The organism is Rhizobium sp. AC27/96, assembly GCF_001692325.1.
GTDB lineage: Bacteria > Pseudomonadota > Alphaproteobacteria > Rhizobiales > Rhizobiaceae > Rhizobium.
Window position 1 is genome coordinate 154,899 of record NZ_LXKN01000002.1, and the last position, 22,691, is coordinate 177,589.

At 58.4% G+C, this 22,691-nt stretch carries 19 protein-coding genes; 8 read left to right on the forward strand and 11 right to left on the reverse strand.

Translation table 11 applies throughout. From position 1 onward, the window contains the following. Positions 1–47: 47 nt before the first annotated feature. From A6U86_RS07520 to A6U86_RS07535, 4 genes are all read right to left on the reverse strand, one after another. Complete coding sequence (locus tag A6U86_RS07520) at positions 48–761, reverse strand: TIGR02117 family protein (RefSeq protein ID WP_068388665.1); 714 nt, start codon at positions 759–761, stop codon at positions 48–50. Between the two features lie 136 nt (positions 762–897). Beyond that, positions 898–3,087, reverse strand: coding sequence for an anthranilate synthase (locus A6U86_RS07525; protein ID WP_068388442.1), 2,190 nt, complete (start codon positions 3,085–3,087; stop codon positions 898–900). 254 nt (positions 3,088–3,341) lie between these two features. Then, positions 3,342–4,865, reverse strand: a complete 1,524-nt coding sequence (locus tag A6U86_RS07530; RefSeq protein WP_068388446.1) for an ABC-F family ATP-binding cassette domain-containing protein — start codon at positions 4,863–4,865, stop codon at positions 3,342–3,344. Positions 4,866–5,292: 427 nt separating this feature from the next. Further along, a complete protein-coding gene (locus A6U86_RS07535) occupies positions 5,293–7,524 on the reverse strand; it encodes a TonB-dependent hemoglobin/transferrin/lactoferrin family receptor (protein WP_068388449.1) in 2,232 nt (743 codons plus the stop codon). A 288-nt stretch (positions 7,525–7,812) separates the two neighbouring features. Here A6U86_RS07535 and A6U86_RS07540 point away from each other — a divergent pair, with 288 nt between their 5' ends. Then, a complete protein-coding gene (locus A6U86_RS07540) occupies positions 7,813–8,619 on the forward strand; it encodes an extensin family protein (RefSeq protein ID WP_244509850.1) in 807 nt (268 codons plus the stop codon). Positions 8,620–8,745: 126 nt separating this feature from the next. Here the strand turns inward: A6U86_RS07540 and A6U86_RS07545 are convergent, their stop codons facing one another. Then, positions 8,746–10,425: a formate--tetrahydrofolate ligase gene (locus A6U86_RS07545; RefSeq protein WP_068388455.1), complete on the reverse strand. Its 1,680-nt coding sequence runs from the start codon at positions 10,423–10,425 to the stop codon at positions 8,746–8,748. A gap of 164 nt (positions 10,426–10,589) precedes the next feature. Here A6U86_RS07545 and A6U86_RS07550 point away from each other — a divergent pair, with 164 nt between their 5' ends. Continuing rightward, entirely contained in the window at positions 10,590–11,099 is a 510-nt protein-coding gene (locus tag A6U86_RS07550; protein WP_083196755.1) for a TIGR00645 family protein, read from the forward strand. Positions 11,100–11,105: 6 nt separating this feature from the next. On the opposite strand, the gene A6U86_RS07555 is transcribed toward A6U86_RS07550, so the two are convergent. Next, a complete protein-coding gene (locus tag A6U86_RS07555) occupies positions 11,106–11,957 on the reverse strand; it encodes a hypothetical protein (protein ID WP_068388458.1) in 852 nt (283 codons plus the stop codon). A 47-nt stretch (positions 11,958–12,004) separates the two neighbouring features. Then, complete coding sequence (locus A6U86_RS07560; RefSeq protein WP_068388461.1) at positions 12,005–12,988, reverse strand: hypothetical protein; 984 nt, start codon at positions 12,986–12,988, stop codon at positions 12,005–12,007. A gap of 586 nt (positions 12,989–13,574) precedes the next feature. Between A6U86_RS07560 and A6U86_RS07565 the strand changes: the two genes are divergently transcribed. Further along, a complete protein-coding gene (locus tag A6U86_RS07565) occupies positions 13,575–14,306 on the forward strand; it encodes a LuxR family transcriptional regulator (RefSeq protein ID WP_068388465.1) in 732 nt (243 codons plus the stop codon). Between the two features lie 190 nt (positions 14,307–14,496). On the opposite strand, the gene A6U86_RS07570 is transcribed toward A6U86_RS07565, so the two are convergent. The 4 genes from A6U86_RS07570 to A6U86_RS07585 form a co-directional block, all read right to left on the reverse strand. Then, positions 14,497–15,636, reverse strand: coding sequence for a DUF2333 family protein (locus tag A6U86_RS07570; RefSeq protein ID WP_068388469.1), 1,140 nt, complete (start codon positions 15,634–15,636; stop codon positions 14,497–14,499). 198 nt (positions 15,637–15,834) lie between these two features. Beyond that, positions 15,835–16,854: a hypothetical protein gene (locus tag A6U86_RS07575; RefSeq protein WP_068388472.1), complete on the reverse strand. Its 1,020-nt coding sequence runs from the start codon at positions 16,852–16,854 to the stop codon at positions 15,835–15,837. A 72-nt stretch (positions 16,855–16,926) separates the two neighbouring features. Then, a complete protein-coding gene (locus tag A6U86_RS07580; RefSeq protein ID WP_068388670.1) occupies positions 16,927–17,313 on the reverse strand; it encodes a c-type cytochrome in 387 nt (128 codons plus the stop codon). A 93-nt stretch (positions 17,314–17,406) separates the two neighbouring features. Further along, positions 17,407–17,988, reverse strand: a complete 582-nt coding sequence (locus A6U86_RS07585; protein ID WP_068388475.1) for a thymidine kinase — start codon at positions 17,986–17,988, stop codon at positions 17,407–17,409. A 243-nt stretch (positions 17,989–18,231) separates the two neighbouring features. Here A6U86_RS07585 and A6U86_RS07590 point away from each other — a divergent pair, with 243 nt between their 5' ends. The 5 genes from A6U86_RS07590 to A6U86_RS34630 all read left to right on the forward strand — a co-directional run bounded on the left by A6U86_RS07590 (position 18,232) and on the right by A6U86_RS34630 (position 22,462). Continuing rightward, entirely contained in the window at positions 18,232–19,179 is a 948-nt protein-coding gene (locus A6U86_RS07590) for a choline ABC transporter substrate-binding protein (RefSeq protein WP_244509852.1), read from the forward strand. A 176-nt stretch (positions 19,180–19,355) separates the two neighbouring features. After that, positions 19,356–20,201, forward strand: a complete 846-nt coding sequence (choW, locus tag A6U86_RS07595; protein ID WP_068388671.1) for a choline ABC transporter permease subunit — start codon at positions 19,356–19,358, stop codon at positions 20,199–20,201. Beyond that, the gene (gene choV / locus A6U86_RS07600; protein ID WP_068388481.1) at positions 20,198–21,247 is read left to right on the forward strand and encodes a choline ABC transporter ATP-binding protein; all 1,050 of its coding nucleotides are present in this window, start codon (positions 20,198–20,200) and stop codon (positions 21,245–21,247) included. The genes choW and choV overlap by 4 nt, the downstream gene beginning before the upstream one ends. Before the next feature lie 36 nt (positions 21,248–21,283). Continuing rightward, positions 21,284–21,775: a HugZ family protein gene (locus A6U86_RS07605; RefSeq protein ID WP_068388485.1), complete on the forward strand. Its 492-nt coding sequence runs from the start codon at positions 21,284–21,286 to the stop codon at positions 21,773–21,775. 369 nt (positions 21,776–22,144) lie between these two features. After that, the gene (locus A6U86_RS34630; RefSeq protein ID WP_004116664.1) at positions 22,145–22,462 is read left to right on the forward strand and encodes a helix-turn-helix transcriptional regulator; all 318 of its coding nucleotides are present in this window, start codon (positions 22,145–22,147) and stop codon (positions 22,460–22,462) included. Positions 22,463–22,691 lie beyond the last annotated feature (229 nt).

The window sequence follows — 22,691 nt, forward strand, 5'->3', positions numbered from 1 at the left end:
GAACGCCGGCACAATAATTTACAACCGGGAGCAAGTCAAACCGGCGGCTACAGCTCTTTGACGGACGAACGATCTGCGGCGAAACGATCGCGATCATTGTGCAGATCAAGCGATTGCCGCAGCATCCACGGCAGCGTGGTCCATAGGCCGGAGGTCAACCCCGCCTGTCTCAAGGCGGCGGCCGTCCACGTATTGCAGCCCATAAAGGCATTGAAATACCCCCTCGCCTCGAAGAATGCGTCATTCGGCCCGTAATTGCTGCCCGGCAGGGATATCGGCCCTCCATCGCCCTGAACGAGGCTATCGAGAATGAATTGCTCCAACCGCTCAAGCCCACCGGCATCGATATTGAGCACGGTCACCGCCGGTGCGTCCTTGGGAATATTGCCGGCGAGCTCGGCATGGATGACCGAGCGATCCAAGGTAAAACTCTTTAGCACCGGGCCAGGCTTCAGATCAGCCCATGTCGGCGTCTCGATATAGAAGCTGCGGCCTCCCCAGCCGAAGACGAGGTAACGCAGGTTGGGATTATCGAGATCAAGACCAGCCGTCCGCAGGAATGCAAAGCGAGCCAGGAGATCGCCGTCGACAGGTATGGCGATATCCGTATGGATGGGGTTGCTGAGCATGAGGATGCGATGGGTTTGCTCGGCCGGCACCGGCCCATCGTGCCAGAGCGGACGCGGCACCACGATGCCGAGTGCGGCGATCGCAACGAGAGCCAGCGCGGCAATCAGAACGCCTTTGAATATCTTTGTGATCAACAACCGGAAGCCCCTACCCGACACGAGATGTCTTCAGGTGTTTGTTGGCTCTTTCAAGGCAAAAAACATCGCCATGCACTTTGTCCGAGTGCATGGGGATGTTCTATTTAAAGCCATAGCGTCGGAGCCCTGATCAGGCGGCCTTCGTCTTTGCACGGCGCGCCAGATGCGCCACCACGTTCTCGATCATCCGCATGCCGGCATCGCCGCCGAGCGTCATGATCGATTCCGGATGGAACTGTACAGCCGCGATCGGCTCCTTCACATGCTCGATGCCCATGATCGTGCCATCCTCGCTTTCGGCAGTGATCATGAAGTCACGCGGCAGCGTCGAGGGATCGGCAAAGATCGAATGGTAGCGGCCGACGGTGACTTCACGACCGAGACCGGAGAAGACAAGACCCGGTTCCAGCACGCGAATGCGCGACGGCTTGCCATGCATCGGCAGTGCGAGATGACGCAGCTCGCCGCCATAGGCTTCGGCCAGTGCCTGCAGGCCCAGGCAGACGCCGAAGATCGGCAGGTTGCGCGCCCTCGCCTTCTTGATCGTCGCCTTGCAGTCGAAATCCTTCGGATTGCCAGGTCCCGGCGACAGCACGACCAGATCAGGGTCCAGCCGGTCGAACACCTCCTCCGGCACCGGCGTGCGCACGGTGGAAACCGTCGCGCCCGTCTGGCGGAAGTAATTGGCAAGCGTATGGACGAAGCTGTCCTCGTGGTCGATCAGCAAGATCTTCACGCCCTTGCCGACGGAAGCAACGTCGCGCTGCTGCTTGCCGGAATTCGCAGCCTTGGCATCACGGATGGCAGACAGCATGGCGGAGGCCTTCAATTCGGTTTCGGCTTCTTCTTCCTCGGGGATCGAGTCGTTGAGCAGCGTTGCGCCTGCCCGCACTTCGGCGATGCCGTCCTTGATGCGCACGGTGCGCAGCGTCAGGCCGGTATTCATGTCGCCGTTGAAGCCGACCATACCGATCGCGCCACCATACCATGCGCGCGGGCTCTTTTCATGGCTCTCGATGAAGCGCATGGCCCAGAGCTTCGGCGCACCGGTGACGGTGACGGCCCAGGCATGGCTGAGGAAACCGTCAAAGGCGTCCATGTCGTCGCGCAGACGGCCCTCGATGTGGTCGACCGTATGGATCAGGCGCGAATACATCTCGATCTGGCGACGGCCGATGACCTTGACCGAGCCCGGCTCGCAGACGCGGCTCTTGTCGTTACGGTCGACGTCGGAGCACATGGTCAGCTCCGACTCGTCCTTCTTGGAGTTCAGAAGCTTCAGGATCTGCTCGCTATCAGCGATCGGATCGTCGCCACGCTTGATCGTGCCCGAGATCGGGCAGGTCTCGATGCGGCGGCCGGAAACGCGCACGAACATTTCGGGCGATGCGCCCACCAGATATTCCTGATTGCCGAGATTGATGAAGAAGGAATAGGGCGAAGGATTGATGGCCTTCAGGCGCTTGGAAATATCGGAAGGCTTGCTCTCGCAGCGCTCCATGAACTTCTGGCCGGGGACCACTTCGAAGAGATCGCCCTTGCGGAAGCTCTCCTTCGCCTTGACCACCAGCTCCGCATATTCGCCGGGACGATGATCGCTCTTCGGCGGAATCGTATCGGTGTGACGGAAGGGCTCGGCGGCGATCTCGCCGGATTTGCCCTCGGTGGAAACGCCATCCCTGGCGAAATCGTAACGGTCGATCCAGGCCTTGGCAGAGTAGTTGTCGACCACCAGGATCTCGTCCGGCAGGTAGAGCACCATGTCGCGCTGGTCGTCGGGACGCTTGAGCTTCAGGTTGATGGCGTCGAACTGGAAGGCAAGATCGTAGCCGAAGGCACCATAGAAGCCGATGCTGGCATCCGCCTGCGAATAGAACAGCTCCGTCACCGCGCGCAGCACGGTAAACACCGTCGGCATCTTCGAGCGTTCTTCCTCGGTAAAGATCCGGTCCGGCATCTTCACCGTCAGGTCGAGCCGGCGCGGCGTCGAGGCGCCAAGCGTCAACTCGGAAACCGTCTTCAGCTTTTCCGCGATGAAGCCGAGAATGACCTCGCCACGCTCGTTATAAGCGTCGATCCAGACATCGCGGCCGGAGCAGGAAAGGCCGAGCGGCGGGTCGACGACAGCGGTGTCCCAACGCGTATAGCGGCCGGGATATTCGTAGTTCGACGAAAAGACCGCGCCACGGCGCTCGTCGAGCTTGTCGATGTAAGACGAAACCGCATCCGCATAGGGCGTCGACCGGCGCTGCCGGGTAACGGTGATCCCGCCCTTCGTCTCGTAGATTTCCGCACCATCATCCCGAAGGATCGTTACCATTATTCCCACTCCGTTATCGGGCCCGGATGACAGGCGGCCTTTATAACAAAAAAGCCGCCTCGAAATCTCGGGCGGCTCACTCGTGGTCTTTGAACACGATTGGTCGAGGCCGCCTCAGCGAGCCCACCACCAAACTGCAATGTTGTTCAAGGACATGTTCATGGCGGGAATTGTTAGCGTGAGATGACGGGATGCGCAAGCCGCAATCTCAGTGAATGGGCAGAAACGATTTTTCGTCTCTGCCCACCCTTTTGCTAGTCCTGCGTTCGGGCCGCTTCGAAGAACTCCTCCGGCCCGTCAACTTCGATCAGCCGCTTCCGGTCGATCAGCCAGAAGCGGTTGCCGATGCTGCGCACGAAGCTGCGATCGTGGGAGACGAGCAGGCAGCTAGCCTCGTTCGCCGTCAGTTCGTCTTCCAGAGCCTCCTGGCCATCGATATCGAGATGGTTGGTCGGCTCGTCGAGCAGGTAGAAATTGGGGTTGGTGAGCCTCAGCACCAGCATCGCCAGCCGCGCCTTCTGTCCGCCCGAAAGCCTGCCGATGGCACGCCCCTGCATCTCGATGTTCATGCCTGCGCCGGCGAGCAGCGTCCTCGCGCGTTGCTCGCCGAGTTCGAACAGCCGCGTGATGACGCCCAACGGCGTATCATCCTGACCGAGATTGGAGAGGGCTTGATCGCTATAGCCGAGCACCAGCGACGGCGTCGGCTTGATCGCTCCGGCATTCGCCGGATCGTCGATGGTCTTGCGGATCATCTCGACAAGCCGGGTCTTGCCGGCGCCGTTGGCGCCGAGCAGGACGATGCGGTCCCCCTGGCAGATCCAGCGCTTGCCGGTCTTGAACAGCAACGTACCATCGGGCGTCTCCACAGAGGCATCGTCAAGCGTCACCAATATCTTCGCCTGCGTGCCGCGATTGGCGAGCTTGATCGCACCCGCCGAACGCTCCTGATAGCCGGGTCGAGCGGCGTCCTCCAGTTTCTCGGCTCTTGCCCTCAGCTGCTTCGTCTTCACGGTCAGCAGATCGCTGCCGGAGTTGACGCCGATATTGTGGAGCTTGGCCGCCTGCTTGCGTAGCTGCTGCGCCGTCTTCATCTCCTTCTGATAGCGCCGCTCTTCCGAAGCATCGGCCTCCTCCAGCGCCGCCCGCGCGCGGCTATAGGGCAGCGCATAGATCTGCGACTGCTCCTGCCGCAGGAACAGCGTCCGGTTGCTGACGGCATCGAGAAAGGCGCGGTCGTGGCTGGCAATCAGCACGGCGACATCGCGCGGCAGCGCATTCAGCCAGTCCTCCAGCAACGCGATCTTGGCGAGATCGAGATGGTTGGTCGGCTCGTCCAGCATCATCACATCGGGCTCGGTCACCCAGACGCGGGCAAGCATGGCAAGCCTTTGCCAACCGCCGCTGAGCTGGGCGAGCGTCCGCTCCCGCATCACCGCGGGCACATCGAGCGAATCGAGGGTGACATCGACGCGCCAGCTCTCGCTTGCGGCCTGTTCCTTCGGCAGGGCGCGGAGAACCGCATCATAGAAGGAGACATCAAGCAGATCGGCGGGGACGTTCTGTTCGACATAGCCGACCCGCAGGCCGCGGGCGCGCGTCATATCGCCCGTCGTTGGCTCAAGCCTGCCGGCTATGCTGTTGAGCAGCGAAGTCTTTCCGCGCCCGTTCGCAGCGACGATCCCGATGCGGTCACCGGCATCGACGGTCAGATTGAGATTGGAAAACAACGGCGCACCCAGGGTAACGCCGAGATTGCGGAGATTGATCAGAGTCATGGTTTTTTCCGGTCTTGCTCGAGCATTTACGAGACATCGCCTGCGGCTCCTTTCGCCGCGCTACGCCGATGTCGCTGGCCATGGACAGGCCAATGCTCGAAAACATGTCATGACGCGGCAGCACGGGCATAAATGCACGAAGCCACGTCGCCCAAAGGGCAGACCAGAAGAATGAGTGAGTTACAGCCTCTGATCAGCCCTGCAAACGCATCCGCAGGGCACGAGTCGGACCGAACTGGCGAATATGCCAGACTATCTTGGTCATAAGGTCCTCCTCTCTTTTCTCAACAGGTTTGAAGACTGGGCGCTTCCATTAGCATCGAATGTTGCGATTTACAATTGCGCAAACCTCACGATACCGCCTCATAAGGGCAAAAAAAGAGGCGATGCCGAAGCATCGCCTGAGTTGCTGCGTCGGTGAGACCGCTTAGAACTTCTGCGTCAGCGTCAGCTTGAAGGTACGGCCGGGCTCGGAATAGTAGGAAGCGGGCTGGGCCAGCGTGCCGCTGTAGGACGGTGAGTTGAGCGCGTCGTAATAGGTCTTGTTAAAGATGTTGTAGATGCCGCCGCGAATGCTGAGCCCCTTCACCTGTTCCGGCTCCCACCAGCCCGTCAGATCGAAGATGCCATAGGCAGGAGTCTGCAGGGTATCTCCCGTCTTCTTCGCTTCGCGAGCGGCGGTAACGAACGTCAGGTCCGTTCCCCAGACGTCAGCCGCATAGCCAACGGTGAAGGCGGCCTTGGCAGGAGCCACCGAGTTGATCCATTGGCCAGTATCAGAGTCCTTGCCGTTGACATAGGCAAGAGAACCCTTGACGTGGATACCGTTGTCGAACTTCTTATGCGCATTCACCTCGACACCGAACATGCGAACATTGGCGCGGTTGAAGTATTCGGTAATCCCCAGCGGATAGGTGCCTGTCACATCGCGATAATTCAGCGTGTCGATGAAGTTCTTGTACTTGTTGTAGAAGGCGCCGACATGGCCGCCGAAATCGTCATCGCCGAGATTGGTGCCGATTTCGATGCCGTTGCTGGTCTCTGGCTTCAGGTCAGGGTTACCGTAGCTGACATAGCCGCCGGGAACACCATAGTTGACGTAAAGCTCACTCGCATTCGGCGCACGGAAAGCCATCGCCCATTGCGCGTAGATCTCGACATTCTGCTGTGGCTCATAGGCAGCACGCAAGCTTGGCGAGATGTGGGTATCCGACTGGCCGGCCGGCAACCCCTTGTAGTTGGCGCTGTCGCGATAGGCCGGCGTGTTCTTCGGCGAGTAGTCATACCAGTCGAAGCGCAGCCCCGGCGTCAGAGAGACATTGCTGGAACCGAACTCGATCTTGTCATTAATAAAGGCACCGACACGCTTGCCATCGACATTGGGCATGTCGGATTGGTTGGTATGCAGGAACGCACAAGTCGCACGCCAACGCGGGTTGCTGCAACTGTCCTTGCCCGCCGAATACTGACTGGTTTTGTCAAACGAGGTGTCGAGACCAAAGGTAACCGTGTGATGCAGCCCGCCCGTGTCGAAGGACTTCGACGCGTTGCCATTGAAGCCGATGCTACTGTCTTTCAAATCATTGAGGCGTGAATAGTCACCGATAACGGAAGTGTAACGGTAGCCGTCGGTACCGGTTTCACGCAGAAGATTCTGCCAGTAGAAGACAGCATTAGCGGTATCGAGCAGCGAATCGGCGCTCTCCGCTTCATATTTGTAATCGAACGAGACGCGATTGCGCTCGACATTATCGGTCCCATTGTAGTTGCCAGGCCGGAAGTTTCCGGCCGGGCTCTGCAGGGTCATCAGATCGGTTTCTTTATCTTTGTTATAGTGTTCAGCCGTGATGCCAAAAGTGCCGATATCGGTATATTGGCGGATCTTGAACAGGCCGCTTCTCTGGTTGTAGTCGGCCGGGTTTGCCTCGGTACGCTTGGTCGAATAGCCACCGACATCGCCGTTGTTCTCAAGCTCATGGCCATGCGTATAGCCACCCTGGAAGAGAACGGCGGTGTTGTTGATGCGCTCGGCAACGGCCGCTGAGCCACCGATGCTCCGGTCGTCGCCATTATAGCCGAACTTGAAGACTCCGCCCCAGGTAGAACCCGGGGTGATCAGATCTTCCGGCTCCAGCGTGCGAAGCACGAAGGCTCCGCCGAGAGCACTGGAACCGCCGCGGCTCGAATCGGCACCACGAACAACATCCACACTCGAGAGCGCGTTGAAGTCGAAGCTGTTGATGCCACCATCGGAATCGCGAGACGCATCGAGGAGAAACGGCACCTTGATGCCGTCGATCGTCGTCAGGACGCGATCGTCGCCCAGACCGCGAATGTTGACGCCGCCGGTCGTGCGGTTGAAGCCGACGCCGACTTCGGTGCTGCGGCCGAGATCCTCGATGCGGCTGATCTGCTTGTCATCGATGTCCTTTGCCGTCGTCTGGCTGGCGGTCGGGGAATCGGCAAGCACGTCCTTGGTCGCCTTGCCCTTGCTCTTCACGACGATCGGTTTCAGGTTCGTGGCACTCTCGCCGCTGGCGGCTTCGCCAGTCCCCTTCTCATTCTGAGGTGCTGTTTGCGCAAAAGACGGCGTCGCCAGCCCAAGAGCCAGAAACGCAGTGCACGCCAAGAGAGCCGAGCGGGAGCGCCGGACAACCATAACCATTCCTTTCGAACTGCTTTACCGGGCTGGCTGGTTGCTGCGTCAAAAGCAGACAAGGGGCTGGCTGGGCTGATTTTGTTAACGAGGCAGAAATATTCCGCCCTCTTTCTGCCGCATAAAAAACATGAGTATTTTTGTCAATATATCAGCCGCCAATAATCATGAATAAAATGATCATGTTTAAAGGCAAACGCTAAAAGTTGCTGAATTGCAACGAAATGGTCGCTTCAAACGTTCTATCGGCACCATCATTAGAATTGGCTGAATTACTTGATGCTGTTTAGAATGATTTCACTAATCTCTACTGTTGTCGTGCTGGTGGCTGCTGCACTTCCGCAAACCGGGCCTATACCAGAGCAAAAGCCGGACAAGGTGCAGACACAGCCAGCCGAGGCTCCACCGATCCCGGCGGAAAAGCCTGCCGTACCCGAGGAAAAACCGGTCGTCCCCTTGGAGAAGCCACCGGCTGCGGCGGATGAGCCGGCGACGGATCAGACGCAGGCCCCGCCTGCCCCGCCACTGACGATCGCCCCGGAGTCGGATGAAGAGCACCAGACATGCCTCAAGGAGTTGACCGCCATGGGCGCCACCTTCAAGGAGATCCCCCGCATCGATGACGGCAATGGCTGTGGCATCGACAAGCCGATTGCGTTGTCCTCACCGCTGCCGGGCATAGCGTTCAAGCCCGAGGGCAAGATGCGGTGCGAGGTCGCGCTGGCGCTGGCCCAATGGATGAAGGAAAGTGTGATACCCTCGGCCGCCGCACTGGAGAACGGCAAGATCGTCACGATCAACCAGGCCTCGACCTATATTTGCCGCCTGCGCAACAATGCCTCAACCGGCAAGATCTCCGAGCACGCCCGCGGCAACGCCATCGATGTCGCCAGCTTCACCTTCGAAAACGGCAAGACCATCAGCATCGAGCCCCGGCGCGAAGATCCGACGCTGACAGGCGCATTCCAGCGCGCCACGAGCGCCGCAGCCTGCCTCTATTTCACGACAGTGCTCGATCCGGAAAGCGATGCCGCCCACGAAACGCATTTCCACCTGGATGTAATCGAGAGGAACGGCGGCTTCCGGTACTGCCACTAAAGCAATTCCTGGAAAAGTGCGCAGCGGTTTTCCGTCCGGAATTGCGTGAGAACAATGAGATAGAGCGGTTCAGAGATTCCGTGAAAACTGAACCGCGCCAGAAGGCAGTTCCACCAGAATCAGAACTTAAAACAATCCTTCGATGTAGCCCTGATCATTGAGGAAAATCCGTTCCGCTGCCGGTGACTTCGGCAGACCGGGCATGGTCATGATCTCGCCGGTGATGACGACAACGAAGCCGGCGCCGGCCGAGAGACGAACCTCGCGAACCTGCACCACATGACCCTCGGGTGCACCGCGAACATTCGGATCGGTCGAGAAGGAATATTGGGTCTTGGCCATGCAGACAGGCAGATGGCCATAACCTTGATCCTCCCAGGAGCGTAGCTGGTCGCGCACGGCCTTATCAGCCGTAACCTCGCCCGCATGATAGATCTTGGAGGCGACGATCTCGATCTTTTCCAGCAGGGAAAGATTGTCGGGATAAAGCGGCTGGAATTTCGCCTGACCGGATTCGGCAAGCTCCACCACCTTGTGCGCGAGGTCTTCGATCCCGGCCGAACCCTCGGCCCAATGACGGCAGAGGATCGCCTCGGCACCAAGCCTTGCGACATAATCCTTCAGCGCCGCGACCTCGGCTTCCGTATCCGAGACGAAGTGATTGATGGCCACGACCACAGGCACACCGAACTTGCGGACATTGGCGACATGACGGCCGAGATTGGCACAGCCCTTTACCAGCGCCTCGACATCCTCCTTGCCGAGATCGTCCTTCTTGACGCCACCGTTCATCTTCAGTGCGCGCACCGTCGCGACGATGACGGCCGCGTCCGGCGAGAGCCCGGCCTTCCGGCATTTGATATCAAAAAACTTCTCAGCGCCCAGATCGGCGCCAAAGCCGGCTTCGGTCACGACATAATCGGCGAGTTTTAACGCTGTGCGCGTGGCAATCACCGAATTGCAGCCATGGGCGATATTGGCAAAGGGACCGCCATGCACCAGCGCCGGATTGTTCTCCAGCGTCTGCACGAGGTTCGGCTGCATCGCATCCTTGAGCAGCACCGCCATGGCGCCATCGGCCTTCAGATCGCGGGCATAGACGGGCGTGCGGTCGCGGCGATAGCCGATGATGATGTTGCCGAGCCGCTTTTCCAGGTCCTTGAGATCGGAGGCAAGACACAGGATCGCCATGACCTCGGATGCAACCGTGATATCGAAGCCGCCTTCGCGCGGAAAGCCATTGGCGACGCCGCCAAGCGAGGCGACGATATCGCGCAGCGCCCGGTCGTTCATGTCCATCGCGCGCCGCCAGGTGATGCGGCGGATATCGATATTCTGCTCGTTTCCCCAGTAGATGTGGTTGTCGATCAGCGCCGCAAGCAGATTATGGGCCGAGGTGACGGCATGAAAATCGCCGGTAAAATGCAGGTTGATGTCTTCCATCGGCACGACCTGCGCATAGCCGCCGCCGGCCGCCCCACCCTTGACGCCGAAGCAGGGACCGAGCGAAGCCTCGCGAACGCAGACGACGGCCTTCTTGCCGATACGGTTCAAGCCGTCGCCGAGGCCGACTGTCGTGGTGGTCTTCCCCTCGCCCGCCGGCGTCGGATTGATCGCCGTTACGAGGATCAGCTTGCCATCCTTCTTGCCGGACTGCGCGGTAATGAAGCTGGCGCTGATCTTCGCCTTGTCATAGCCATAGGGAGCAAGATCTTCCGCCGGAATGCCGAGCTTGGCGCCGATCTCGATGATCGGCAGCTTCTTTGCGGCTCGTGCAATTTCTATGTCGGATGCCACCGTTGCCATAAGACCTATCCCCAGCATGCAGTCATTTCCCTGTCGGGATAACCCAATACGTATCCGGTGTGAATAGCCGCGCTTCGCTGTCCCGCGCGAAACTCACCGCCTTGTTGCCGAACCGAGGCGCGCCTATTATCTCCCGGCAAATACAGGATAGAAAAGGAAAATACATGAAGTCCCTGGAACTACTGGTCGAGCGCATCATCCTCTCCAGCCGCTGGCTCCTGGTCGTTTTCTATCTCGGCCTGGCCGCTTCGCTCGCCGTCTACGCGGTCTCGTTCGCCTTCAAATTCTACAAGGTGACGATCAACGTCTTCCAGTATGACGAAGCCGATATGATCCTCGCGATCCTTGGCCTGATCGACGCTGCGCTGGTGGCAAGCCTGATAGTGATGGTGATGATCTCAGGCTATGAGAATTTCGTGAGCCGCTTTGACGAAGCGGAGGGCGAGGTTTCCTTCCTCGGCAAGCTGGATTCAGGTAGCCTCAAGATCAAGGTTGCATCCTCGATCGTGGCGATTTCCTCAATCCATCTGCTGCAGATCTTCCTGAACGCTACTCAATATGACAACGCCAAGTTGATGTGGTTCACCATCATCCATCTCGCCTTCGTCATCTCGGCGCTGCTGCTCGGCTTCCTGGAAAAAATCATGGCGAAAGCCAAGGGCAAGGATAGCTGAAGGCCGTTATTTTCTGGGTGGTATACGCGCTCTTGCGGCACAAACCCCAAGAGGTTCATTGTCTTGACAATTACGTGCCGCCACCAGGTCCTCAACAGCCGCCAGCTCTGTTGTAAGATTCAGCGATCGTGCCTCCATTTGCGGCACGTTGCGCATCTGGTTCGGTTTGGCTTCAAGTGAGATATCGAAAAGGTGTTTATCGACGCCCATTTCCTCAATAAACTGAATAACCTTCTTTTCCCATTGAGGCGAAAGCCCTGCCCTTTCAATTTGGGCACCGTTATCAAATGATTTCGCTTGATGCACGCCGAGCCAAGCCCATTGGCCACAAACACGCTTGACACCCCCTGAAAAAAATAGAGTGCAGGCGGAGTTGCAAAAGGCGCCAGCCGAATATGTTTCACCCTTCATTGTACCATCTGGCATGTGCGCTTTGGCGCACATCGGGTCGGCCACAGGGCAGGTCCTCCACCGTGTCCGCCCAACGGCAATCATAAGATTATGCTTGCGGATAGCCCTTGCCATTTCCAGCGCCGCGCCGATATCGCCCCCCGGCGAACTGACGACAATGGGCACCCTGTCGTCACCGAGACGATCGAGAATTTTGCGCAGCTTCGTCGGAGTGTCTGGCGTGATATCCCCCTCGGCGGAAATCCAATCCGGACATCGGTTGTCGCTTCGGCACCAAGCCATGTCACCATGCACCAGCACAAATTCCATCGGCTTGCCTACAGCTGTAGCGGCAATAACAGGCTGAACCGTCATGGTCATAAAAATTGCAACGGCAATAGCCGCTAGCCGCAGAAAGGCATTTCGGTAGCTTTGGAACAACGGCCATGGAGAGAAACGAAACATCATGGAGAACGAACTCGACAACGATTGCTGCTATCAATTTTTAGTAGGAATTACTTTTCATCACCGTGAGATCGTTCGTTGCTCCGAAATGCGGAACTGACGATGGTAGACAAGGCATGCTTGTCATACTCAATACAACCAGCGGCTGCTCTGTGAGAACTGCAAACATCCGCAGCCACAAGTGCCACGGCATCCGCAAGCTCGGTCGTCAGCTTCAGCTTGAGAGCATCCATCTGCGAAATCAGATGGATGCCGCTGGGGTCCGTTCCGAGCATCAGATCGACGAGCGATTTGTCGATGCCCATCTTGTCGAGAAACCCGACCAGCCTTGCCCTTTGCGCCTTGTCGAGCTTGGTCGTATCGTACTTGCCGACGAACTTGCGTCCGATCTCCTTCTTCGACAGGACCTTGCGCTTGCCATCCACCATTTCATATTCGGTGCGGTACTGGACGCGCACCTCGCTGTAGGTCGTCGTGATCTGATGAACACCGAGAAGTGCAAAGGGGCTCGAGACACGCTGGACGCCGCCTGAGAAAAACAGTGGGCAGGCAGAAAAACAGATCGCGCCCGCGGAAAATGGCTCGCCCTTGATCGAACCGTCCTTGGCGATCGCAGCCGAGCAGATCGGTTCGGCATAGGGGCACGCCCGTGAGCGGGTACGGCCAACCGCGACGGAAAGCTTCTGCTTCCGGATCGCGTAGGCCATCTCCATGGCCGCCCGCACATCGCCACCCGGCGAACTGACCACGATCGGCAGCTTGCGATCACCGAGCCGCTTCAGAAACTTCTGCAGCTTCCTTGGCGAATCCGGCATGATCTGCCCTTCTGCGGATATCCAGTCCGGGCAGCTGTTGTCGGCGCGGCATTGGCCCATATCGCCATGAACCAGCAGGAACTGCATCGGCGAGCCGCCGACGACCTCTGCCGCTTGCGAAGGTGCGGGCGAAAGCAGCAGAAGCGAAATGGCCGTCAGAAACCACAGCGCCGTTTGACAACACCGCACTGCAACATGCGGCCGGAAGCGAAAATTCATGAGATATACGCCTGGAAGCGATTACTTTTGCAAGACCGATAGCAACCGCTTTGGGCCTTCGCAAGGCAGACCTGCCGCCTCCCGCATCATTTACCGAAAGACAACTCGCCTCAGCGCTACAGGCAGATAAATCCTGGGTGGCGGGAAGGCTTTGCAGCCATCGGACTTAGCCAAAACCAGCACCGGCAAATCCTGGGGTGCTCATCATACCATTTCAGCGCAAAATCGAAGGAAGATAATCACAAGACCGATTTCCATCAAGCCCCAAAACCATATTTTGGATCACAAGTCGATGCCGAAAAGACTGCCTCTAACATGCCCTGAGAGCCGATCCGCCGTTGCCGGATTTCATTCCGCGGGCACCCAATCGACGTGAAATGTATGCCTCCGTCGCAATCCGGCGCACCGAAGACGAAATTTTCATCCACAAGGCCTATTTTGGGAAAAAGTCATACAAATCCGCATGTTGGAATATTAAAATATATGAAAATGAAATTATTTCTGGTCCTGTGGTATTTTTGCGTCTAGCATTCACTCATAAATCGGGTATTTGATTGCGACAACACGCTGTGGGCGCTTCACTCATATGTCCTATATCATCACTGCTGAGAGACAATTGCTGCTTTCCGCCGAGCTCGCTTCTGCTCGGACTCAAGCAGCGTTTGCCAAGGCGCTGGAGCGAACGGGAACGGCCTTTGGCTTCAGCCATGTAGCCTTCATGAACGCCCCGGTCCCGGATGATTCGATGATGACGCCGCTGCTAATCGAAGGATCGGTGCCCGTCCAGTTCGTACGTGAGTTCGACCGTCAGCAACTGGTTCGTCGCTGTCCAATGCTGCTGCGCACACGCGATTCAGTCATGCCGCGCTCCTGGCATCTGCTGGAAAAGGATGGCGCGCCGGATGTCGACCTGCCCCGTGAACTCTATGTCCTGCTGATCAACTACAATTGCCCGATGAGCGTGATCATTCCGATCAACTCCTCGAACGGACAGCGTCTCCTGTTCTGGTTCATGGGCAATCGCAACAGCCTCGGCCAGAGCGAGCTCAACGAACTCACCATGATCATGTTGCAGGCGCTCGATGCCTATAACGGCCTGAAGCGCAACGACGGCGCGATGCCAAACACGCTTTCAGCCCGCGAGCTCGAAGTGGTGCGCTGGACCGCGCAGGGCAAGACCTCGGTCGAAATCGGCCAGATCCTTTCCCTCTCCGACCATACGGTCAACGCCTACATGATGAACGCGATCAAGAAGCTCGATTGCGTCAACCGCACGCAGCTCGTTGCAAAAGCCATCCGGCTCAAGCTGATCAGCTAGAGCATTTCCAGGAAAAGTGCGTAGCGGTTTTCCGTTCGGAATGCGCAAAAACAAAGAGATAGAGCGCTTTCGCGATTCGAAGAAAAGCGAAAACGCTCTAACCGCGACAAACTTCGCCGCAGTCTTTTCCCATCATCGATCGACAATGCCCGCGCGCGCCGCTGCGCCGAGGGCGTGACCGGCTTCGCTTTTAGCGACCGCCCAATACCGTGCGGATTTCAACCAGGTTCGAGCGCACGCGCAAGATATGGAAACCCATGGTCGCCAGATGGCTTGGCATGAATGAACTGTCTTCAGGTCCGTTTGAGATGATCAGGGGCTGGATGCGCAGCGCCACTTGCAACTGCGTTATCGTATCCGCCCAAAGGGTGCCGACGCTACGCTCGGCTATAACCTGTTGGAAATCGGCGCCGGCCGCACTCAGAATGCCGTAGCTGGCATAAAGCTGGCCATAAGCGAACCAGAAGCGATCGTCCGCACGCGTGTCCAGCCAGCCATAGCTGTGATCCGCGGCACGCTTGGCCAATATGTCTGCGGTGCTGCCAAGGTCGTTGGCAATGTGATCGACAAATTGCAGAAGGTTGTCGGCGCGGCCGTCGAAAATCGCCTTGCAGCTGCCAAGGTCGGTATTGAAGCTGCGCAGATTGGCAATTGCAGCGCGATAGTAGCTCGGCGTCGGCGTCTTAGGACCGAACGGATGCAGACCGAAATACCAGCTCGACTCGTCGAATTGCAGGTTGCCGCGCGCTTTCTGCAGGTCACTGTTGATGCCGGACGTTCCGCGCACGCGGCCGATCGTGTCGACCAGCTCGGCCGAGGTGCGGCGGACGACCGAGTTTATGCCCCGCTGGAAAGACGCCTTGTTGTCGAGAAACGGCGTGTCGTCCCATGACATTCCGAAGAGCCCGAGCTTGTAAAGCAGCATCGAGGATATCCAAGCGTTCTGGTTGACGTTGAAGTCGGTAAGATCCGCGGCGACATCGACGACTGCGGAGGTTTGGCAGGTCTTTGCCGCAGCGGCAGCGGCCTGCTGCCCGCTTGCAGCAGGCAATTCCTGCCCGGCGGAAAACTTGCGGTCGGAAAACTTGTAGACATCCGGATAGGCCGTGTTGAACCCGCTCCAGATCTGCGTCTGCCAGACGAAGTAGATATAGAGCAAGGCGAGCAGGGTCACGAAGCCGACGACCGGCAGCTTGATCAGCCAGTTTCGCTGCCGATACCAGCCATGCGCCGCCAGAAATGGCCAGGAAATCCCGACGAAGACCAATCCCAGCCACCGCGCAATGGCGCTGCCTATCCGCCTCAAAACCGCTGTGATCGAGTCAAGCATGGACACGCCTCCTAAACCGTAACGCGCATCCCGCCGACATGCGAAGGACGCACCACACTGAACCTGCGCATTGGCCCCGCCGAAAATCTCGTTCGATTTCCGTGCTGTAAGACCCAGTCTTCATTCGCGCTCAAGCAGATATGTGTTCTTGAGAGGAACAACAACCGTCTGCACCGAATTTTCGACGCTGGACGGCAATCACTCCTCCGGTTGCGCATCGCCTGAAATTCCTCCCACCGCCGCGGACACAGGCAAGAGATGCGGCTCCAGCCGCCGCGTGAAAACCCGGTCGACATGCGCCTTGCGTGCCGCCAGATCATGCCCGGCGAGCACATTCGCTTCGAAAGCCTCGATCAAGCCCTGAACCGCTTCAGGGCGCGCCGCCGCCAGTGATGGCGGATCGGCCTCCGGCTCCAATGCCTTCAGCAGGGCAATCCGCTGCTCGATGTCGATCGTGAGCTTGCCCGCCATGGCCCCGACGGCGGCGATCTGCGCATTCAAGACCCCTGCCAGTCCCTCATACATATCGATGAGACGCTGGCGCACCGTTCGGCCTGCCTGCAACTCCCTCTCCTGCTTGCGAATTTCATCCTGTTCGGCCAGCAGAACGCGATAGTCCTCATCAAGTTCCGCATGCATGTCGGCCTGGCGTATCGAAGGCAGGCTACGCCGGTGATCGATGATCCTCGCCGTCATGGCATCGGCGGCGCGTTGCACCTCCTCAATCTCGAAATCGAGCTTCTGCCGCCGTTCGATCACGCCCTCGAGCTGGAGCTCGCATTCGTGAAAGCACTCTGCGAATGCAGGACGAGCCTGTTTTAACTGGAGATCGAGCGTGGCCGAGGCATTCAGGGCTGCATCGAGATCGGCAATGATTGCCTCCGGTTTTGTGGGGCCGCCTGCCAGCTTCCTGCGCAGCAAGCCCGCATTCTCGAGGCCTGCCTTTTCGTCAAACAGCCGCCGATGCTGCAGATCGGCCTGCGCGGTTATGCGGTCCAGCTCCTTGACGAGCGACAGGGCAAGAAGTTTCCATCGGTCCAGCAATTCGATGGTCTCGCGCACCAGCGCTTCCTCCACCGGGAAATTGACGGTGTCGAAGCCCTCGCCCCGGGCGTGCCCGCCCAGCATCGCCACCGCCGCGCCTGCGCTGCCGATGGCGTCGTCGAGCGTGGCATGCGCCTTGTCGAGCGCGCCATCGAAGGAATGAGGTATGGCCATGAAAGCAACTCTCCCCTGCCTCTGAAGGCGAGACTAGCTGCTTCCGCGCGACATGAAAATGGCAGCGCCATATTATTGGGCGGCGACAGGATTCCTCAGATAGGCAATCAGATTGTCGAGATCCCTATCGCTCTTCAGGCCGGGAAACGTCATCCTGGTGCCCTTCACCAGAAATTGCGGGCCCGGGAGATATTTCCGCAGGAGAGCTTCGTCCCAAACCTTGCCGCCAGCCCCGAAGGCTTTCATCGCAGTTGAGTAATTGTAATCCGGAAAGGTCGCGACCGGGCGACCGACAATGCCCACCAGCGATGGCCCGACGCGGTTCTCTCGCTCGGTTGCGGTATGACAGGCGGCGCATTTCTTGAAAACGGCGGCGCCGGCCACCACATCCCCATCCGCAAAGGCCGCGGAACCCGAAGCGACGGTGGCGATTGCCAGTGTCAGACAGAATAGCTTCATCATGCCTCCCGATCGGCTCAATCCCGGCTGACCCGTGCTACCTTACGACAGGAAACGCCGTGACCACCCGCCGCAAAACGAAAGCGACGAGCCTCACTCCTCCGAAATCGCCGCTTCCCAATGGCGGCGGCAGAGCGAAACATACTTGTCGCTGCCGCCGATCTCGATCTGCGCACCCTCGCGCACGACTTCGCCGGCACCGTCCAGTCGCACCACCATGGTCGCCTTGCGGCCGCAATGGCAGATCGTCCGCACTTCGCGCAGCTCATCCGCGATGGTCAGCAACTCTTGCGATCCGGGAAACAGCCTTCCGTGAAAATCCGTGCGCAATCCATAGGCCATGACAGGCAGGCCGAGGCGATCGACCACATGCGCCAGCTGCCACACCTGCTCGCGCGACAGGAATTGCGCCTCGTCGACAAAGACGCAGGCCAGCGGCTCGCTCGCATGCATGTCATCGATCAGCGCATAGAGATCGTCAGCGGTTGCGAAAGGTATGGCATCCATCGTCAGGCCGATGCGCGACGCGATCTTGCCACGGCCCGCGCGATCATCCAGCGCGGCAATGAAGGCGGCGGTGCGCATGCCGCGTTCCTGATAATTGTAGGCAGCCTGCAGCAGCATGGTCGATTTGCCGGCATTCATCGTCGAATAATGGAAGTAAAGCTTGGCCATGACATTCTCCTTAGATGCTTCATGGGTGCTCCGGGACGATAAGAAAAGATATTCTCGGCGAAAACCACAGGAAACAGGATCAATTCGGTTGCGGAATGCCGACTTCCGCAACCTTCGGCCCGAAAAATGGGGGCGTCGCAATCAGCCCCCTCAAACCGGCGCAAATACACTGTGATCGGTTGAAAATGTCAGTTATTGATGGTTGCTTGGGAACGTTAAACTGGGAGTCACCTAATGATAAAAATGACCCTTACCGCAGTCGCTTTCGCTTCAGCTCTTTCGGCCCTCACATTCGGCGCTACAGCGGCTTCCGCTGCCGAGCCCGCAAGCTGTAGCACCGTCCATTTTGCCGATGTCGGCTGGACCGATATCACCTCCACCACGGCAACCGCCTCCATCCTCCTGAAGGCACTCGGCTACGATACGGACGTCAAGGTCCTCGCCGTGCCGGTGACCTATCAGTCCCTCAAGAACAAGGATATCGATGTCTTCCTCGGCAATTGGATGCCTTCCATGGCCGAGAACATCAAGCCGTTCGCCGAGGACAAGTCGGTTGAAACCGTGCGCGCCAACCTGGAAGGCGCCAAGTACACGCTGGCGACGAACGAAAAGGGTGCCGCACTCGGCATCAAGGACTTCAAGGATATCGCCGCCCACAAGGATGACCTTGACGGCAAGATCTACGGCATCGAGCCGGGCAATGACGGCAATCGCCTGATCATCGACATGGTCGACAAGAACACTTTCAGCCTGAAGGGCTTCGAAGTGGTCGAATCCTCCGAGCAAGGCATGCTCGCGCAGGTTTCCCGCGCCGACAAGGAAGGCAAGCCGATCATCTTCCTCGGCTGGGCCCCGCATCCCATGAACACCACCTTCAAGATGACCTATCTCTCCGGCGGTGATGACGTCTTCGGACCGAATTACGGCGGCGCAAACGTCTTCACCAACGTCCGTGCAGGCTATCTGCAGGAATGCCCGAACGTCGGCGCATTCATCAATAATCTCGTCTTCTCCCTGCCCATGGAAAACGAAATCATGGGCAAGATCCTGAACGACGGCAAGGAGCCGGAAGCAGCGGCAACGGAATGGCTGAAGGCCAATCCGGCAGCAGTTACGCCCTGGCTCGCCGGCGTCACCACCAAGGACGGTGGCGATGGCCTGGCGGCGGTCAAGTCCAAGCTTGGCTTGTAATAGTGGATTGAGGGGCGGCTAAACCGCCCCTTTCTCTTGCTTGGACGGACTGCTTCCTTCGCGTCCCGCCACCCCTGGGACAAGATCCCTGTGGCGCGACAGACCGTTATTCTTCGGCGGCACCTTCCGGAAATACGAGATCATCGGATAAGCCGCCCCCAATCGTGGGCAAAGACGTGAACTGGTTAAACGATTACCGCCTCCCCATCGGGCCATGGGCCAAAGCAGTCGTCGATTGGCTGATAGCCAATTTCACTTGGTTCTTCGACGGCCTTTCCTTCGTTGTCGCGCATGGGATCAATGCGCTGCTGTTTTTGCTGCAGGCACCACATCCGCTGATCGTCGTCGTCGTTTTCGCCGCCGTCGCCTACTGGATGCGCCGAAGCATCACCATCACGGTACTGACCTTCATCGGTCTGCTCATCACCATCAACCAGGGTTACTGGAAAGAGACGACGGAAACGCTCGCGCTGGTGCTGGCCTCGACCTTCGTCTGTATGCTGGTCGGCGTGCCCATGGGCATCGCCGCGGCGCGCCGCCCCTGGCTTTATGCCATTCTGCGCCCGATCCTTGACCTGATGCAGACCATCCCGACCTTCGTTTACCTGGTGCCGGCGATGATCCTGCTTGGCCTTGGCATGGTGCCCGGTCTCGTCGCGACAGTCGTCTTTGCTATTCCTGCCGCCATCCGCATGACCCGCCTCGGCATCATCTCGACACCGCCCTCGCTCGTGGAGGCAGCCGAAGCCTTCGGCGCGACACCACGGCAGGTGCTCCGCAAGATCGAGCTGCCCTTCGCCGCGCCGCAGATCATGGCCGGGCTCACACAGACCATCATGCTGTCCCTCTCCATGGTCTCCATCGCCGCGCTTGTCGGCGCGCCCGGCCTCGGCGTACCCGTGCTGCGCGGGCTGAACAGCGTCAACGTCGCCAAGAGCTTCGATTCCGGCTCCTGCATCGTCATTTTGGCGATCATCCTCGACCGTATGTTCCGCGCCCCCGGCGAAGGAGACCGCTCATGACCGCCGCCGTCGCATTCAACAATGTCAGCATTATCTTCGGTGATCGCCCGGACGCTGCGCTGAAGCTCGCTGATGAAGGTAAAACGCGCGATGAGATCGGCAAGGCAACCGGCATGGTGCTTGGTGTTGCCAATGCCACGCTCGAGATCGAAGAAGGCGAAATTCTCGTGCTCATGGGCCTTTCAGGCTCCGGCAAGTCGACGCTGCTGCGCGCTGTCAACGGCCTGGCGCCGGTGGTGCGCGGGAATGTCATCGTCAACAGCAAGACCGGCCCCGTCGATCCCTATGCTTGCAGCCCCAAGGCGCTGCGCGATCTGCGCATGCACACCGTCTCCATGGTCTTTCAGCAGTTCGCATTGCTGCCATGGCGTACGGTCGCCGACAATGTCGGCTTCGGCCTTGAGCTTGCGGGGGTCCCCGACGCCGAGCGCAAGAAGCGCGTCGACGAGCAGCTCCAGCTCGTCAACCTGACGCAATGGGCCAATCGCAAGGTCAACGAGCTTTCAGGCGGCATGCAGCAGCGCGTCGGCCTCGCCCGTGCCTTTGCAACCGGTGCACCGATCCTGCTCATGGACGAGCCGTTTTCCGCGCTCGACCCCTTGATCCGCACCCGCCTGCAGGACGAACTCCTGGAGTTCCAGCGTCGCCTGAAGCGCACCATCCTCTTCGTCAGTCACGATCTGGACGAGGCGTTTCGTATCGGCAACCGTATCGCCATCATGGAGAGCGGCCACATCATCCAGTGCGGAACGCCGCAGGAGATCGTCAAGAACCCGGCTGATCAGTACGTGGCTGATTTCGTGCAGCACATGAACCCGATCAGCATGCTGACGGCACGCGATGTCATGCAGCAGGGTGTCGGCCATGCGACATCAGGCGGTTCGGTCACCGCGACAGCCACCGCCGCCACCCCGCTTGTCGATATTCTCGATGCGCTGACGCGCCAGCCCGGCAATATCGGCGTTGTTGACAATGGCGCGATTATCGGAACGATCTCCGCGCAAGACGTCGTGGCTGGGCTCACCAGTCACAGGCGAAAGGAGTAGTCGTTCACGCCTGCTCCCGTATTCATGGAGCCGTTAATGAACGATAAACCATCCATCATCCGGGAAACTGATGAGGATGCGCGCAAGCAAGCGCGTGTCCTCATGGACACGGCCGCTCACGCGGCACTTGCCGTCATCGATCCGGAAACCGGCTTTCCCTCCGTCAGCCGTGTGCTAACCGCCACCGATACTGACGGCGCCCCGGTCATTCTCGTCTCGGGTCTTTCGGCCCATACCAGAACCCTGTTGAAAGATCCGCGTGCCTCCATCCTCTTTGGAGAACCGGGCAAGGGCGACCCCCTCGCCCATCCTCGCCTGACACTGCGCTGCCGGGCCGAGCGCGTCGAGCGTGAAGGCGCACCGCACGAGCGGATCCGCGGACGTTTCCTTGAATGTCACCCGAAATCGAAGCTTTATATCGACTTCCCGGATTTTGGCTTTTTTCGCTTCATTCCGCTCGATGCCAGCCTGAACGGCGGGTTCGGAAGAGCCTACATCCTGTCCTCAGAGGACATCGCGATTCTTTAAGCTGAAAACAAATTGGTGACTGCAGTAAGACCGCGGAATAGTGCGAGAATTAGTAGCCCAACACCCTAGCGTAGCATCGACCATTATTGGTAGGTTGCAATCCAAATATACCGAAAATCGGCATATTTGTGGCCCGGAAATGCCCACAATCGACCTAATTTGGGTCATTTCGTGCCCCTGAGAGACATTGATCCCCCATAATTCCATCGCTTTGCTGTCATACATACATATCTAAAACAGCATACTCGATACCTTAAATTTAGGTATATACAATCTTCGACCCGTCTTGGTATTGTTAGATATCGGTTTGGGACCGGCAGAGAAATAGCACAAATTCTGATGTACGCCCCACATTTGGAAGTTTAAAACATGAAGACAAGAAATTTAGCTGAACATTCCAATGTTGCGGCAGCATTATTATCAGCAATGGCAAACCCGAAGCGTCTTTTGATCCTTTGCAGTCTTGTTAAAGGCGAAGTTCCTGTTGGCGTTTTGGCCAATCAGGTTGGCTTGAGCCAGTCGGCACTGTCTCAGCATCTTTCGAAGCTGCGCGCTCAGAAGCTCGTAAAGACACGTCGCGACGCTCAAACGATTTACTACTCCAGCACTTCGGAATCGGTCATTCGAGTTCTCGAAACGCTGGAAGACATTTATTGTGAACCTGAAAAAAGTAGATCGGCTGCTTGAAAGCTTTAACAAAGCCCGAAGTCTGCCGGCGAATGGTCCGATGGGAATAATATGAAACCCTGAAGACCGCCTTGCTTTCATCACCAGGTGTTTAACTATTTTGGCCGGCAAATCTCTGATTTGCCGGTTTTTTCATGCGCATTTCAACGGCGACAACGCAGCCAGCAGCCTTCACGAGGGGTTTCAGCCGACAGGCCGGCATCTCTTTCAGAGATAGCCAATTCATGGC

Excerpts from the sequence above, each read along its gene's own strand:
- A6U86_RS07540 (WP_244509850.1), top strand. The coding sequence starts at position 7,813 with ATGATTTCACTAATCTCTACTGTTGTCGTGCTGGTGGCTGCTGCACTT.
- A6U86_RS07605 (WP_068388485.1), top strand. The coding sequence starts at position 21,284 with ATGAACGATAAACCATCCATCATCCGGGAAACTGATGAGGATGCGCGC.
- A6U86_RS07555 (WP_068388458.1), bottom strand. The coding sequence starts at position 11,957 with ATGATGTTTCGTTTCTCTCCATGGCCGTTGTTCCAAAGCTACCGAAAT.
- A6U86_RS07585 (WP_068388475.1), bottom strand. The coding sequence starts at position 17,988 with ATGGCCAAGCTTTACTTCCATTATTCGACGATGAATGCCGGCAAATCG.
- A6U86_RS07535 (WP_068388449.1), bottom strand. The coding sequence starts at position 7,524 with ATGGTTGTCCGGCGCTCCCGCTCGGCTCTCTTGGCGTGCACTGCGTTT.
- A6U86_RS07550 (WP_083196755.1), top strand. The coding sequence starts at position 10,590 with ATGAAGTCCCTGGAACTACTGGTCGAGCGCATCATCCTCTCCAGCCGC.
- A6U86_RS07590 (WP_244509852.1), top strand. The coding sequence starts at position 18,232 with ATGACCCTTACCGCAGTCGCTTTCGCTTCAGCTCTTTCGGCCCTCACA.
- A6U86_RS07570 (WP_068388469.1), bottom strand. The coding sequence starts at position 15,636 with ATGCTTGACTCGATCACAGCGGTTTTGAGGCGGATAGGCAGCGCCATT.
- choV (WP_068388481.1), top strand. The coding sequence starts at position 20,198 with ATGACCGCCGCCGTCGCATTCAACAATGTCAGCATTATCTTCGGTGAT.
- A6U86_RS07545 (WP_068388455.1), bottom strand. The coding sequence starts at position 10,425 with ATGGCAACGGTGGCATCCGACATAGAAATTGCACGAGCCGCAAAGAAG.
- A6U86_RS07560 (WP_068388461.1), bottom strand. The coding sequence starts at position 12,988 with ATGAATTTTCGCTTCCGGCCGCATGTTGCAGTGCGGTGTTGTCAAACG.
- A6U86_RS07575 (WP_068388472.1), bottom strand. The coding sequence starts at position 16,854 with ATGGCCATACCTCATTCCTTCGATGGCGCGCTCGACAAGGCGCATGCC.
- A6U86_RS07565 (WP_068388465.1), top strand. The coding sequence starts at position 13,575 with ATGTCCTATATCATCACTGCTGAGAGACAATTGCTGCTTTCCGCCGAG.
- A6U86_RS07525 (WP_068388442.1), bottom strand. The coding sequence starts at position 3,087 with ATGGTAACGATCCTTCGGGATGATGGTGCGGAAATCTACGAGACGAAG.
- A6U86_RS07530 (WP_068388446.1), bottom strand. The coding sequence starts at position 4,865 with ATGACTCTGATCAATCTCCGCAATCTCGGCGTTACCCTGGGTGCGCCG.
- A6U86_RS34630 (WP_004116664.1), top strand. The coding sequence starts at position 22,145 with ATGAAGACAAGAAATTTAGCTGAACATTCCAATGTTGCGGCAGCATTA.
- A6U86_RS07580 (WP_068388670.1), bottom strand. The coding sequence starts at position 17,313 with ATGAAGCTATTCTGTCTGACACTGGCAATCGCCACCGTCGCTTCGGGT.